The 12,804-nt window shown below is 58.5% G+C and carries 12 protein-coding genes and 1 riboswitch; all 12 genes read left to right on the forward strand.

Going from position 1 to position 12,804, the window contains the following annotated elements; genetic code table 11:
* Nucleotides 1-51: 51 nt before the first annotated feature.
* Nucleotides 52-1,314 (forward strand): MHYT domain-containing protein, encoded by a 1,263-nt coding sequence (locus FMN63_RS25450; protein WP_148586879.1) that lies wholly within the window; start codon nt 52-54, stop codon nt 1,312-1,314.
* 422 nt (nt 1,315-1,736) lie between these two features.
* Nucleotides 1,737-2,603 (forward strand): FAD binding domain-containing protein, encoded by an 867-nt coding sequence (locus FMN63_RS25455; RefSeq protein WP_148586880.1) that lies wholly within the window; start codon nt 1,737-1,739, stop codon nt 2,601-2,603.
* A 22-nt stretch (nt 2,604-2,625) separates the two neighbouring features.
* The gene (locus FMN63_RS25460; protein WP_148586881.1) at nt 2,626-3,135 is read left to right on the forward strand and encodes a (2Fe-2S)-binding protein; all 510 of its coding nucleotides are present in this window, start codon (nt 2,626-2,628) and stop codon (nt 3,133-3,135) included.
* Nucleotides 3,132-5,552: an aerobic carbon-monoxide dehydrogenase large subunit gene (locus FMN63_RS25465; RefSeq protein ID WP_148586882.1), complete on the forward strand. Its 2,421-nt coding sequence runs from the start codon at nt 3,132-3,134 to the stop codon at nt 5,550-5,552. The genes FMN63_RS25460 and FMN63_RS25465 overlap by 4 nt, the downstream gene beginning before the upstream one ends.
* A gap of 129 nt (nt 5,553-5,681) precedes the next feature.
* On the forward strand, nt 5,682-6,563 hold the full coding sequence (locus FMN63_RS25470) for an AAA family ATPase (protein ID WP_148586883.1): 882 nt from the start codon (nt 5,682-5,684) through the stop codon (nt 6,561-6,563).
* Between the two features lie 3 nt (nt 6,564-6,566).
* Nucleotides 6,567-7,766, forward strand: coding sequence for a vWA domain-containing protein (locus tag FMN63_RS25475; RefSeq protein WP_148586884.1), 1,200 nt, complete (start codon nt 6,567-6,569; stop codon nt 7,764-7,766).
* An 18-nt stretch (nt 7,767-7,784) separates the two neighbouring features.
* Entirely contained in the window at nt 7,785-8,657 is an 873-nt protein-coding gene (locus FMN63_RS25480) for an XdhC family protein (RefSeq protein WP_286192762.1), read from the forward strand.
* Nucleotides 8,658-8,678: 21 nt separating this feature from the next.
* Nucleotides 8,679-9,284, forward strand: a complete 606-nt coding sequence (locus FMN63_RS25485; RefSeq protein ID WP_162855089.1) for an SRPBCC family protein — start codon at nt 8,679-8,681, stop codon at nt 9,282-9,284.
* Between the two features lie 60 nt (nt 9,285-9,344).
* Complete coding sequence (locus FMN63_RS25490) at nt 9,345-9,530, forward strand: hypothetical protein (protein WP_148586885.1); 186 nt, start codon at nt 9,345-9,347, stop codon at nt 9,528-9,530.
* A gap of 262 nt (nt 9,531-9,792) precedes the next feature.
* Nucleotides 9,793-9,908: riboswitch (guanidine-I (ykkC/yxkD leader) on the forward strand.
* Nucleotides 9,909-10,015: 107 nt separating this feature from the next.
* Nucleotides 10,016-11,086: a putative urea ABC transporter substrate-binding protein gene (locus tag FMN63_RS25495; protein WP_148586886.1), complete on the forward strand. Its 1,071-nt coding sequence runs from the start codon at nt 10,016-10,018 to the stop codon at nt 11,084-11,086.
* A 73-nt stretch (nt 11,087-11,159) separates the two neighbouring features.
* Nucleotides 11,160-11,981 carry an ABC transporter permease gene (locus FMN63_RS25500; RefSeq protein ID WP_148586887.1) on the forward strand — a complete coding sequence of 274 codons (822 nt, stop codon included), beginning with the start codon at nt 11,160-11,162 and terminating at the stop codon, nt 11,979-11,981.
* Nucleotides 11,978-12,796 (forward strand): ABC transporter ATP-binding protein, encoded by an 819-nt coding sequence (locus FMN63_RS25505; RefSeq protein WP_148586888.1) that lies wholly within the window; start codon nt 11,978-11,980, stop codon nt 12,794-12,796. Before FMN63_RS25500 ends, FMN63_RS25505 begins: the two co-directional genes overlap by 4 nt.
* Nucleotides 12,797-12,804: the final 8 nt, after the last annotated feature.

Consider the following 12,804-nt stretch of genomic DNA (forward strand, 5'->3'; position numbering starts at 1 on the left):
GAGGAACCCGTCGCTCGATGCGGCGGCGGCTACTGGGAGGAGATAGCCGACATGTCGGTGATGCACGAGCCCTGGCTTGTTGCGCTGTCCCTGTTGATGGCTTTTCAGGGCAGTTTTGTGGGGTTGAACCTTGCCATTCAGGTAAGAAACGCGGTTGATCAGCGTCGGCGGCTTCTGCTTGCGGGTGCTGCGCTGACGCTTGCGCTTGCCATCTGGTCCATGCATTTCGTTGGCATGCTGGCAGCGCAATTGCCGGTCGCTGTAGACTTTCTTGTTTTGCCGACGCTGTTGTCGTTTCTCGTCTGTGTTCTCGTTGTCGGCATTGCGGTTTTTGCCGCCAGCAATGCGCGCCTGACGCCTATTCGGCTCGGCTTGTCCGCTTTCGTCATGGGAAGCGGTATCTGCACCATGCACTATCTCGGCATGTATGCCCTTCACGGGTCTTTGCGAATGCAGCATGACCCTGCCTACGTCTTTGCAAGCTTCCTGATTGCCTTCAACGCTGCCGGGCTTGCCATGTGGCTTCTTTTCGGGCTCGGCCGCCGCCCGCCTCTGGTCATTTCGGCGGCGGTTCTCGCACTTGCGATTTCGGCCATGCACTACACGGCCATGGCAGGGTTGACCTATGAAACGCGGCAACCGATTGCCATGGGGCTTGCTCCGGCACTGAGCCCTGGAATGCTCGCCATTCTGGTTTCCTGCGTTGCGTTTCTTGTGTCTGGTCTGTTTCTTCTGGCGCTTGTTCCCGCGCAGGAAGATCAAGCCGATTCCTCAAGGCAAACCAACACTGAGCCTGAAAACGCCCTGCAAGGTACAGGCGCGGAAAAGACGGATCTGTCAGAGCGACCCGTGTCAGCGACAACAGGCAAATCTGCATCCGGTTTACAGGCCGCAGCGCAAGCTGTTCGGCCGGGTCAACCTGCTGCCAAGGGAATGCTGCCGATTGAGCGGGATGGCCAGAAGACCAAGATTGGCATTGTCGACATTTGCGCCGTTCATGCGGATGCGCATTACACGCGCATCTGTGATGGCAACAGGGAGTTCTTCTGCCCCCTTTCCATCAGCGAGGCGGAACAGCAGCTCGATCCGAAAATTTTCAACCGGGTTCACCGCAGCCACATCGTCAACCTCAACCGCGTCGTCAGCTACAAGCGCTCCGGTGACGGCGGCGTTCTTGTTCTGGCCGGCCAGGCTGCGCAAAGTGTTCCGGTCAGCCGGTCTCGCTGGAGACGGGTGAAAGCGCGTCTGAAAACGCTTGGTCAAAACCGGCATCAACGCCATGCGGGACGCGAACAGCCAGTTGCTGCGCAATAAGAACAGTTCCGCTTCGCTGACTTAGGCGTGTTGCAGTGCGTTTCCGGACTGAAAACACGCTGTTCGTGCAAACCTGCATGGTTGGAGGGCTTCCTTTGTGATTTGCCCTCGGCGCAGTAAAAGACACGGGAAGTCCCTGAAACTAAAAATGCCTTTCATGAATTTCGTGATTTTTCTTCATGATATGCGACAGCAAAACTGACGCAATTCGTGCAAGGCAATCCGCCGTCCGTGTGGACTTGCGAGCCGTTTGTGCAAGCAGCCTTGAGTGTGCGCCGCACCCTTCCGCACCCTTTGTGAACGTGAACTGTCCAGCCGTTTTGCGTCTGGACACGACATTGCCGGCCGAGGGTGAACCGTTGTCGTGGTTCGGAACGCTCGGCATCCGGTCCTTTTGTGGCCGGCAGAGGGAGGAGAAAGACGTGATACCTGGTGCATTCACCTATCACCGGCCATCGTCCGTTGCAGAAGCGGTTGCGATCCTGGTCAGTCATGGCGACGAGGCGCGGCCCCTGTCAGGCGGACATAGCCTGATCCCCATGATGAAGCTGCGCATGGCGGCGCCGGAACATCTGGTCGACCTTGGCGGCATCGCCGATCTCAAGGGCATTACGGATGACGGCAGCACGATCACCATTCGCGCCATGACCACGCAGCACGAGTTGATTGCCTCGGACCTGCTTGCACAAAAACTGCCGATCATTCGTGAGACGGCGCTTCTGATTGCCGATCCGCAAATCAGGTACGTCGGCACGCTCGGCGGCAATGTCGCCAATGGAGATCCGGGCAACGACATGCCGGCGCTGATGCAGTGTCTGGATGCTGCCTATGTCCTGACCGGTCCGGATGGCGAGCGCGACGTTCCGGCGCGGGATTTCTATGAAGCGGCCTATTTCACCGCTCTTGCTCCGGAAGAAATTCTGACGGCCGTCAAAATTCCCGTCCCGCCAGCGGGCCATGGCTACGCTTATGAAAAGCTGAAGCGCAAGGTTGGCGACTATGCAACGGCTGCTGCGGCCGTGGTGCTGACACTGGACGGTGGCACCGTCACCTTCTGTTCCATCGCGCTCACCAATGTCTCCGATACGCCCCTTTATGCGAAGGAGGCCGGCGAGATCCTGACTGGCTCCACATTGGATACGGCAACCGTTGCCCGCGCTGTCGCGGCGGCTGAAGCCATCACCGAGCCCGCATCGGACGGTCGGGGACCTGCGGAATACCGAACCAAGATGGCCGGCGTGATGCTGCAGAAGGCTCTCTCAAGAGCTGCAACACGCGCCGCGAGCTGAACCGGGACCCAGGAGATAAATCATGAGCGATATCGAACAGATCCCGGTCACCATGACCGTCAACGGCAAGAAGGTGCAGCGCTTCGTGGAACCGCGCACGCTTCTGATTCACTTTCTGCGCGAGGATCTTAACATCACCGGACCGCATATCGGCTGCGAGACCTCCCATTGCGGAGCTTGCACGGTGGAACTGAATGGTATGTCGGTGAAATCCTGCACCATGTTTGCCGTGCAGGCAGACGGGGCCGAACTCACCACCATTGAAGGCATGGCCAATGCGGATGGCACCCTATCCGCGCTTCAGGAAGGGTTTCGGCAGATGCACGGGCTGCAATGCGGCTTTTGCACGCCGGGCATGATCCTGCGCGCGCACACGCTGCTGAAGGAAAACCCGAACCCGACGGAAGAGGAAATCCGCATGGGCATTTCGGGCAACCTCTGCCGCTGCACCGGTTACCAGAACATCGTCAAGGCGATCCAGTATGCCGCTGCCAAGCTGAACGGCACTGAATTTCAGGAGGCTGCAGAATGAACGACATGACCCCGACACGGGAACAGCGTGAGGCCGCTCTGGAAGGTATGGGCTGCAAGCGCAAGCGCGTGGAAGATATTCGCTTCACGCAGGGCAAGGGCCAGTATGTCGACGATCTGAAGTTGCCCGGCATGGTGTTCGGCGATTTTGTCCGCTCCTCCCATGCCCACGCGAAGATCACCAAGATCGACGCCTCCGAGGCCCTGAAACTGCCTGGCGTGATCGCCGTTCTGACGGCGGAAGATCTGAAAGGCGTCAACTTGGCGTGGATGCCGACCCTGGCCGGTGACGTGCAGATGGTGCTGGCCGACGGCAAGGTGCTTTACCAGAACCAGGAAGTTGCCTTTGTGGTGGCCGAAAACCGCTATATCGCCGACGATGCCATCCAGCTTGTGGAAGTCGAATACGAAGAGCTTCCCGTCCTCACCGATCCCTTCAAGTCGATGGACCCGGATGCCCCTGTTCTGCGGCCGGATCTCGACGGCAAGACAGAAGGGGCCCACGGGCCGCGCAAACACCACAACCACATTTTCACGTGGGAAGTGGGCGACCGCGAGGAAACCGACAAGGCCTTTGAGGAGGCCGATGTCACCATCAAGGAACTGATCTCCTATCACAGGACGCATCCCTCACCGCTTGAGACCTGTCAGTGCGTTGCGTCCATGGACAAGATCAAGGGTGAACTGACGGTCTGGGGCACGTTCCAGGCCCCTCATGTCATCCGCACGGTCGCCTCGCTTCTGTCGACCATCCCCGAGCAGAAGATCCATGTGATTGCACCGGATATCGGCGGTGGCTTCGGTAACAAGGTCGGGGCTTATCCGGGCTACATCTGTGCCATTGTTGCCTCGATCGTCACCGGGGTTCCGGTGAAATGGGTCGAGGACCGGATGGAAAACCTTTCCACCACCTCTTTCGCCCGCGACTATCACATGACGGCTGAAATCGCCGCAAAGAACGACGGCACTGTTACCGGGCTCAAGGTGCATGTTCTGGCCGATCACGGCGGCTTCGATGCCTGCGCCGACCCCTCGAAATGGCCGGCCGGTTTCTTCAATATCGTGACCGGTTCCTATGATTTTCCGGCCGCGCATCTGGAAGTCGACGGCGTTTACACCAACAAGGCGCCCGGTGGAGTGGCCTACCGGTGTTCGTTTCGTGTGACGGAAGCTGCCTATTGCATCGAGCGGGCCATGGACATTCTGGCCCAGAAGCTCGACATGGATCCTGCGGACTTGCGGATGAAGAACTTCGTCAAGTCAGAACAGTTCCCTTATCACTCGGCCCTCGGCTGGGAATATGACAGCGGCGACTATCACACCGCCATGCGAAAGGCGATGGACACCATCGGCTATCGCGAGTTGCGCGCCGAACAAAAGGCCAAGCAGGAAGCCTTCAAACGCGGTGAGACCCGCGAGATCATGGGCATTGGCGTTTCGTTCTTTACCGAGATCGTCGGCGCCGGTCCGTCCAAGAATTGCGATATCCTGGGTGTCGCAATGTTCGACAGCGCCGAAATCCGCGTTCACCCGACCGGCTCGGTGATTTCCCGCATGGGCACCAAATCGCAAGGCCAGGGGCACGAGACCACGTGGGCCCAGATCATCGCGACAGAAATCGGCATTCCGGCAGCCGATATCATGGTGGAGGAAGGCAACACGGACACAGCCCCTTACGGTCTTGGGACCTATGGGTCGCGGTCCACGCCGGTGGCCGGTGCCGCGATCGCCCTTGCGTCTCGCAAGATCCGCAACAAGGCGCAGATGATTGCCGCCCATATGCTGGAAGTTTCTGAATACGATCTGGAATGGGATGTCGACGGCTTTCAGGTGAAGGGCAATCCGCAGGCGCGCAAGTCCATGAAGGAGATCGCCTGGGCTGCCTATCATGCCCCACCTCCGGGCATGGAGCCCGGTCTTGAAGCGGTCAGTTATTACGACCCGCCCAATATGACCTATCCGTTCGGAGCGTATCTGTGCGTCATGGACATCGATGTTGATACCGGCGTTGCCAAGACACGGCGCTTTTATGCCCTCGACGACTGTGGCACCCGGATCAATCCGATGATCATTGAAGGACAGGTCCATGGCGGCCTGACAGAAGCCTTCGCCATCGCGATGGGACAGGAGATCCGCTACGACGAGATGGGCAATGTGCTCGGTGCCTCCTTCATGGACTTCTTCCTGCCGACGGCGGTTGAAACACCACATTGGGAAACGGATTTCACCGTCACCCCCAGCCCGCACCATCCAATTGGAGCCAAAGGTGTGGGTGAAAGCCCGAATGTCGGCGGTGTGCCGGCATTCTCCAACGCGGTGAACGACGCCTTCAAGTTCCTCGGGTCAACTCATATCCAGATGCCGCACGACGCCTGGCGGATCTGGCAGGCGGCCAAGGATCTTGGCGCGCACGGATAAGGGCGCATCACCGCAGGCCGGTTCTGCCGGGAATTGGTCTGCGGTGCCTTTTCGTTCGTCCTCTGATGACCTGATCCCGGATCAGGCCGGGCGAATACGACGGAAGACCTTCTCACCAAACGGATCAGCATGACCCAGACCAAGGATCAGATAGCACTTCAGCTCACAGAAGCCGGATATATCGCGGACGAGGGACTTGCGACGGCGCTTCTCCTGACTTCAATGCTCGCGCGCCCGCTGCTTCTGGAAGGTGAAGCCGGGGTCGGCAAGACGGAAGTGGCCAAAGCCCTGGCGCGGCTGGAGAATACCGATCTCATCCGTCTGCAATGCTACGAAGGCCTTGACCGGTCAGACGCCATTTACGAATGGAACTACCAGCGACAGCTACTGGCCATCAAGGCGCGCGAAGGATCGGGTGACAGTGCAGAAACTGTCGAGGAGGCTGTGTTCTCCGAGAAATATCTTCTGGAGCGCCCTCTTTTGGCTGCCATCCGCCGGGACGTGCCGCCTGTTCTGCTGATCGATGAAATTGACCGGGCGGACGAGGAGTTCGAAGCCTTTTTGCTGGAGATCCTGTCTGACTTTCAGGTGTCCATTCCGGAGCTTGGAACGGTTCAGGCAACGTCTATTCCGCGCGTGGTTCTGACCTCCAATGGTACGCGCGAGCTCTCGGACGCGTTGCGTCGCCGCTGCCTCTATCATTTCGTCGATTACCCCTCACCCGACCGCGAAACCCGCATCCTGCTCGCGCGTGTCCCTGGTCTGGATGCCGCTCTCGCCGTGCAGATCGCTGATCTCATGGGCAAACTGCGCAAGGAAGACCTTGTGAAGGTTCCCGGCGTTGCAGAGACCATAGACTGGGCCGCTGCTCTGCTCGGTCTTGGTGCGAAGAACCTGAAGGATAACCGCGAACTCGTTTTCGAAACGCTTTCCTGTGTTCTGAAAACCCGGGAGGACAGTGCCCGGGTCAGCCGTGAAGTCACCGACAGGCTTCTGGGAAAGGTGGCCTGAGCGATGTCTGGCCTTCGCCTTGAAAGCAGTGCAGACATCGGTCCGGTGCTCAGGCTGCGTCTTGCCGGGTTCGTCCATTCGTTGCGCGACAGTGGGTTCAAGGTTGGTTTGGCTGAAACCCGGGACGCGAGCAGGCTGTTGTGTACGCAGGTGATCAAGCGCCCCGACAGTCTGAAAGCCGCTTTTCGCAGCCTTTTTTGCGGTCGGTTGTCCGACTGGCAGCGTTTCGATGAAATCTTCGACGCCTATTGGTCCGGCAAGGGTGTCAAATCGGGCGTCAAGGTCTCCGGTACGAGCACGCGCAAGGGTATGAAGACCATACGCGAGATGATCGATGCGAGTGGACGGCGTCAGGACACAATTGTCGGCGATGTTGAGCGCCTTCCCGGGGAAGAGGATGAACTGAGCGATGACACACCCTCCGGGCGGCGGGAGGGAGCAAGCATTGCCGAAAATCTCGGGCAGGTCGATTTTCGGAATCTCAGCGATCCGGACGCGTTGAAGCAGGCGCATGACCTTGCCGAACGGCTCGCCCGGGCCATGCGCATACGACTGACCCGCAGGGACAGGCAGAAACGATCGGGCAAAAAGCTGGATCTGCGCAGGACCATTCGGCGTTCCATAGCCCATGGCGGAACGCCTATCGATCTTGTGCGCAAGGGGCCGCGCGAGAAACAGTTGCGGCTGGTTATTCTCCTTGATGCGTCTGGGTCGATGAACAATTACACCGGTGTTTTCACACGGTTTGTGCACGGTTTGCTGGACAGCTTCCGCGAGGCAGAAGCGTTTCTTTTTCACACCCGTCTTGTCCACGTTTCTTCCGCTCTCTCTGAGCGGGATGCGGGCCGTGCACTCGATCGCATGGGACTGATGGCGCAAGGGGTTGGCGGTGGTACGAAGATCGGTGCCGCATTGGCTGACTTCAACAGATGGCACGCTGCCCGTGTCGTCCATTCACGCACCTGCATCCTGATCCTGTCGGATGGCTATGACACCGGTGCACCGGAAGCGCTTGGGGATGAAATGGCAAGGTTGCGGCGTCGGTGTCGGCGCATTGTCTGGCTCAACCCGCTGCTTGGCTGGCAGGGATATGAACCGACAGCCGGGGGCATGGCCGCTGCCCTGCCCTACGTCGATTTCTTCGCGCCGGCGCACAACCTCGCCAGTCTTTCAGCCCTGGAACCTTATCTGGCGAGACTTTGAACGATGGGAGATGTTCAGATGAAGCATTCCGTTCCCGTATCCGGCAAAAAAGCCTCGGCTGATGTCGTGCAAGACCTGCCGCGACTGATGAATCGTTTGCAGGACGAGAACGAACCTTTCGTTCTGGCAACCGTCGTGCGCACCATTTCGGTGACCGCGGCCAAGGCGGGCGCCAAGGCCGTGATAGACCGGAATGGCGACATTGTCGGCGGCTGGATCGGTGGTGGGTGTGCAAAATCGGCTGTCGTCAAGGCGGCAAAGTCCGCCTTTGAGGATGGACAGACTCGACTGATCTCCCTTCAACCCGCAGAACTCCTGGCAGAAATCGGTGTGGCGGCCGGTGACGAACGCGAGGGCATCCAGTTTGCGAAAAACATGTGCCCCAGCCAGGGCACGATGGATATTTTCATAGAACCGGTCCTGCCCCGACCAACGCTTGTGATCTACGGCGCCAGCCCGGTCGCTGTGGCGCTGGCAAACCAGGCACCCGCCATTGGTTTCGATCTGACCTTGTGTGCGCCAGGCGACGATCTGTCGGTTTTTCCAGGTTCAGGTACAAGGGTGGACGGGTTCGAAAGTCCCGTTCCAAGCAACGGTCAAATCTACGCAATCATTTCCACTCAGGGGCGCGGTGATCTTGCAGCCCTGAAGGCAACGCTCATGACGGATGCCCGTCATATCGGGTTCGTCGGCAGTCGCCGAAAAATTGCGGCACTGAAGGAAAAGCTGCGCGAGGAAGGGGTATCGGAACAGACCCTTGATCGGATCAAGGGGCCGGCAGGCCTCGATCTGGGGGCCATTGCGCCGGAAGAAATCGCACTCTCCATCCTTGCCGAACTTTTGATGATCCGCCGAAGCGGGCATCGCGAAGCCGACACTCTCAATGTTTGAACCCATCAGGGAAACAGTCACATGCAAATGAATGACAGCCAGCGGATCGAAGCGCCCAAGCAAAAGGTCTGGGAAGCGTTGAATGACCCGGACGTCCTGAAGGCCTCCATCCCGGGGTGTGAAGAGTTGATCAAGCATTCCGACACCGAACTGGAGGCCAAGGTTCGCCTGAAGGTGGGGCCGGTCAAGGCAACGTTCGGCGGCAAGGTCACCCTCAACGATCTCGACCCGCCGAATGGCTATACTATCGAGGGTGAAGGTTCCGGTGGGGTCGCCGGCTTTGCCAGAGGAGCTGCCAAGGTGCGTCTGGAAGAAGACGGTCCTGACGCGACGATCCTTTACTACGATGTTGATGCAAAGGTTGGCGGTAAGCTGGCGCAGCTTGGTGCCAGATTGATCGACTCGACGGCCAAACGCCTGGCTGGCGAATTTTTTGCCGCTTTTGGCGAACAGGTCGCTCCGCAAACATCCGCAACAGGGGACCCGGCAGATGCCCCTACCCTCGAAGAAGACGCTCCCCCTGCTGGCAGTGAAGAGAAGACAGGGTGGATCAAAGGTATTTTCGGGGGCAAGAAAAAACAGGACGATCCTGGTGACAAGGGTAAGATCGACGAACCTGCCGAATAAGTCCTAACCTCAAGAGGCACCAGCTTGGCTCTTGAGAATATTCAAACCGGAGGAATTGTTATGGCACATACCGAAATTCAAACGCTGGGCGACATTCGCGAAGTTCTGCGCGATCCGACGCTTCTGCTGGCACTCGTTACCGGTTCTGCCTTGACCGCTTTTTTGCTGGTGGCTCACGCCTGCTGTCTGGGTATCACCGAACAGCATTTCCTGCCCGCGGTGCAAATCTGTTCCTTTGCGAACTAGCGACCTTTCGCCTGCTCGAACGTTCACGGTTGGCTGCGAACCTAACCGCCATTTGAAGGTTTCGAGTGGTCATGCAGAAGGTGGCAGCTCAAAGTCCTGGCGTGGTGCAAACTTGACCACTGTGCCCAGAAACTGCCCATTGCAACGATCAGTTCCAGATCGGCTTGTAAGGTTATTTCATCATTTTCTTTTTAATTATCTGAAACCTAAAGATAAATTCGCCTCCTGACCTTTCTGGCACCCCTCTTGCTTAACAACTGATGTGCAGAGCGCCTAGGGATCCGATCGCAAGACGATGCAGGACCGAGAGGCGCAAGCCGGTTGCGTGGCATATGCCAACATAGACCGGTGACACGGCGGGACAAAAACCCGGGAGACAACTGCACGAGGTTTCGCGCGCGCGAACCTGCTCCCGGCCGTGCGCAAAAACCTCATGACGTAAGTCCGGTTCTGATGACCGGGCCCAAGACAGGAGACGCGCACAGATGTTGAAATCGATTGCCAAAGCTTCCCTCCTCGCCGCAGCGTTGACGCTGCCTCTTTCCCTCACTTCGGCCAAGGCCGAGGAAAAGAAGGATTTCAAGGTTTGCTGGTCCATCTATGTGGGCTGGATGCCCTGGGGGTATCTGCAAGACAGCGGCCTTATGAAGAAATGGGCCGACCAATACGACATCTCCGTCGAGATTGTTCAGATCAATGACTATGTCGAGTCGATCAATCAATACACCGCCGGGGAATATGACGGCTGCTCCATGACCAATATGGACGCTCTTTCCATTCCTGCAGGCGGCGGCGTCGACACGACTGCGCTTATCGTCGGCGACTACTCCAACGGTAACGACGGCATCATCCTGAAGGACAAAAGCTCCCTCGCCGATATCAAGGGTCAGAATGTAAATCTGGTGGAGCTTTCGGTCTCTCACTACCTGCTTGCCCGGGCACTCGACACGGTTGACCTCAGCGAACAGGACCTGACTGTCGTCAACACATCCGATGCGGACATGATCGCGGCCTATCAGACGCCGGACGTTACGGCGGTGGTGACCTGGAACCCGCTCCTGTCTGAAATCGAGGCGGAACCAAATGCAACCAAGGTTTTCGACAGCTCGGGCATTCCAGGGGAAATCATCGATGTGATGATGGTCAATACCGAAACGCTTGCGGACAACCCCGCCTTCGGCAAGGCCCTGGTCGGCGCCTGGTACGAACTGATGTCGATCATGTCTTCCGATAGCGAAGAAGGCGTCGCGGCACGCACCGCCATGGCCGAAGCGTCCGGCACTGATCTTGACGGCTACGACGCTCAGCTCGCAACCACCAAGATGTTTTATACCCCCGAAGAGGCCGTGGAATTCACCAAATCCGCTGAACTGCCCAAGACGATGAAATTCGTTGCCGAGTTTCTCTTCGACAAGGGAATCCTGGGTGAAGGGGCTCCGAGCCCGGAATTCGTCGGCGTCTCTTTCCCGGACGGCTCGATCTATGGCGACAAGGGCAATGTGAAACTGAAATTCGACCCGAGTTTCATGGCGATGGCCGCAGAAGGCACGCTTTAAGCATCCGCTGTTGACCCGGCGGTTCCGGTGCCTTTGTGCCGGGACCGCAGCCAGAGACCGATCGGACCGTTTCATGCGCATCATCAACCGGAAACCCTCCCCGGTTACCGCCCTGGCGCTTGGGCTCCTGCCCTTCGCGCTGACGGTGATCACTTACGCGATTGCCAGTCATTATCGTCGGCTCGACAACCCGGCTGACAAACTACTTCCGTCCTTTGCCAGAATGGGGGAAGCCTTCTGGCGTATGGCGACTGTGCCGGACCGGCGGTCGGGCGATCTGCTGCTCTGGCTGGACAGTTTCGACAGCCTATGGCGGCTCGGGACGGGCATGGCGGTCTCAACGGTGCTGGCTCTTTCTTTCGGCATCGCCATCGGGTTCATTCCGCATGTGCGCAGCGCGCTGGCACCTTATCTGTCAACCTTCTCGCTCATCCCGCCGATCACCATCCTGCCGATCCTGTTCATCACGTTCGGTCTTGGCGAGCTTGCCAAGATTGCCCTGATCGTGATCGGCACGGCGCCGGTGATGATCCGCTCCACCGCACAGGCCGTTCTGGACATTCCGCGCGAGATGATCATCAAGGCGGAAACGCTTGGGGCAAGCGTCTGGCAAATGGTGACGCGGCTTGTTCTGCCGCAAGTCCTCCCGCACCTGATTACCAGCCTGCGGCTCTCTCTCGTGCCGGCCTGGATCTTTCTGATCTCCGCTGAGGCCATCGCGTCCACTTCCGGGCTCGGTTACCGGATTTTCCTGGTTCGACGCTATCTCGCGATGGATATCATCCTGCCCTATGTCGTCTGGATCACGCTTCTGGCCTTCCTGCTCGACAGAGCTTTGCTCCTGTTGTCGCGCCGCGCCTTCCGCTGGCACCATCTGGGAGGGGATGCGTTATGACCACTTCGCCCAAACTCTCCGTCCAGGGCCTGGCAAAGTTCTACGACGGAATGCCTGTTCTGGAACGGGTCAACCTGGAAGTCGGAAGCGGGTCCTTCTGCACAATCGTTGGTGCATCCGGCTGCGGCAAATCAACATTCCTGCGCATGCTGCTTTCACAGGAACATCCAAGCCGTGGCCAGATCCTGCTGGATGGAACATCTTTGCCGCTGGAACCAACACCGGACCGCGGGATCGTCTTTCAGAAATACTCGGTGTTTTCGCATCTGACCGTGGCTGAAAACCTGATACTGGCCCAGGAATTTGAAGCCTCGCGTTGGTCGGGACGGCTTTTCGGGACGGCCCGCAAGGCGGCGTTTCAGACGATCGATGACCTTCTAGACAGGATCGGGTTGCAGCCGGCTGCAAACAAATACCCGGCGCAGCTCTCCGGCGGTATGCAGCAACGGCTCGCGATAGCTCAAGCCCTGGTCAAGAAGCCGAGCATCCTGCTGCTCGACGAACCGTTTGGCGCGCTGGACCCCGGCATACGCGTTGACATGCATGAATTGCTTCTGGGGCTCTGGAAAGAGCTCTCCATGACAGTGTTCATGGTGACCCACGATATCCATGAGGCCTTCAAGCTGGGTACGCGGCTGCTGGTGTTCGACAAGATCCGTCATGACCCGCAAGCGCCACAGGCCTATGGCGCGACCGTTACTTACGACCTGCCACTCAAATCGCCAACGGGACAGCCGGTGCAGTCTCCGGAGGCAATCGCCGGGGCCATCGGCGTGGCCCAACAATCACCCTTTACCAAAAACGCTCAGGAATGAGGACAAGC

It is taken from the genome of Stappia sp. BW2, from assembly GCF_008107695.1.
Classification (GTDB): Bacteria; Pseudomonadota; Alphaproteobacteria; order Rhizobiales; family Stappiaceae; genus Roseibium.

What these genes read in the sequence shown, in the direction of transcription:
- FMN63_RS25450 (WP_148586879.1), top strand. Translation starts at nt 52, where the DNA reads ATGTCGGTGATGCACGAGCCCTGGCTTGTTGCGCTGTCCCTGTTGATG.
- FMN63_RS25460 (WP_148586881.1), top strand. Translation starts at nt 2,626, where the DNA reads ATGAGCGATATCGAACAGATCCCGGTCACCATGACCGTCAACGGCAAG.
- FMN63_RS25465 (WP_148586882.1), top strand. Translation starts at nt 3,132, where the DNA reads ATGAACGACATGACCCCGACACGGGAACAGCGTGAGGCCGCTCTGGAA.
- FMN63_RS25470 (WP_148586883.1), top strand. Translation starts at nt 5,682, where the DNA reads ATGACCCAGACCAAGGATCAGATAGCACTTCAGCTCACAGAAGCCGGA.
- FMN63_RS25475 (WP_148586884.1), top strand. Translation starts at nt 6,567, where the DNA reads ATGTCTGGCCTTCGCCTTGAAAGCAGTGCAGACATCGGTCCGGTGCTC.
- FMN63_RS25480 (WP_286192762.1), top strand. Translation starts at nt 7,785, where the DNA reads ATGAAGCATTCCGTTCCCGTATCCGGCAAAAAAGCCTCGGCTGATGTC.
- FMN63_RS25485 (WP_162855089.1), top strand. Translation starts at nt 8,679, where the DNA reads ATGCAAATGAATGACAGCCAGCGGATCGAAGCGCCCAAGCAAAAGGTC.
- FMN63_RS25490 (WP_148586885.1), top strand. Translation starts at nt 9,345, where the DNA reads ATGGCACATACCGAAATTCAAACGCTGGGCGACATTCGCGAAGTTCTG.
- FMN63_RS25495 (WP_148586886.1), top strand. Translation starts at nt 10,016, where the DNA reads ATGTTGAAATCGATTGCCAAAGCTTCCCTCCTCGCCGCAGCGTTGACG.
- FMN63_RS25500 (WP_148586887.1), top strand. Translation starts at nt 11,160, where the DNA reads ATGCGCATCATCAACCGGAAACCCTCCCCGGTTACCGCCCTGGCGCTT.
- FMN63_RS25505 (WP_148586888.1), top strand. Translation starts at nt 11,978, where the DNA reads ATGACCACTTCGCCCAAACTCTCCGTCCAGGGCCTGGCAAAGTTCTAC.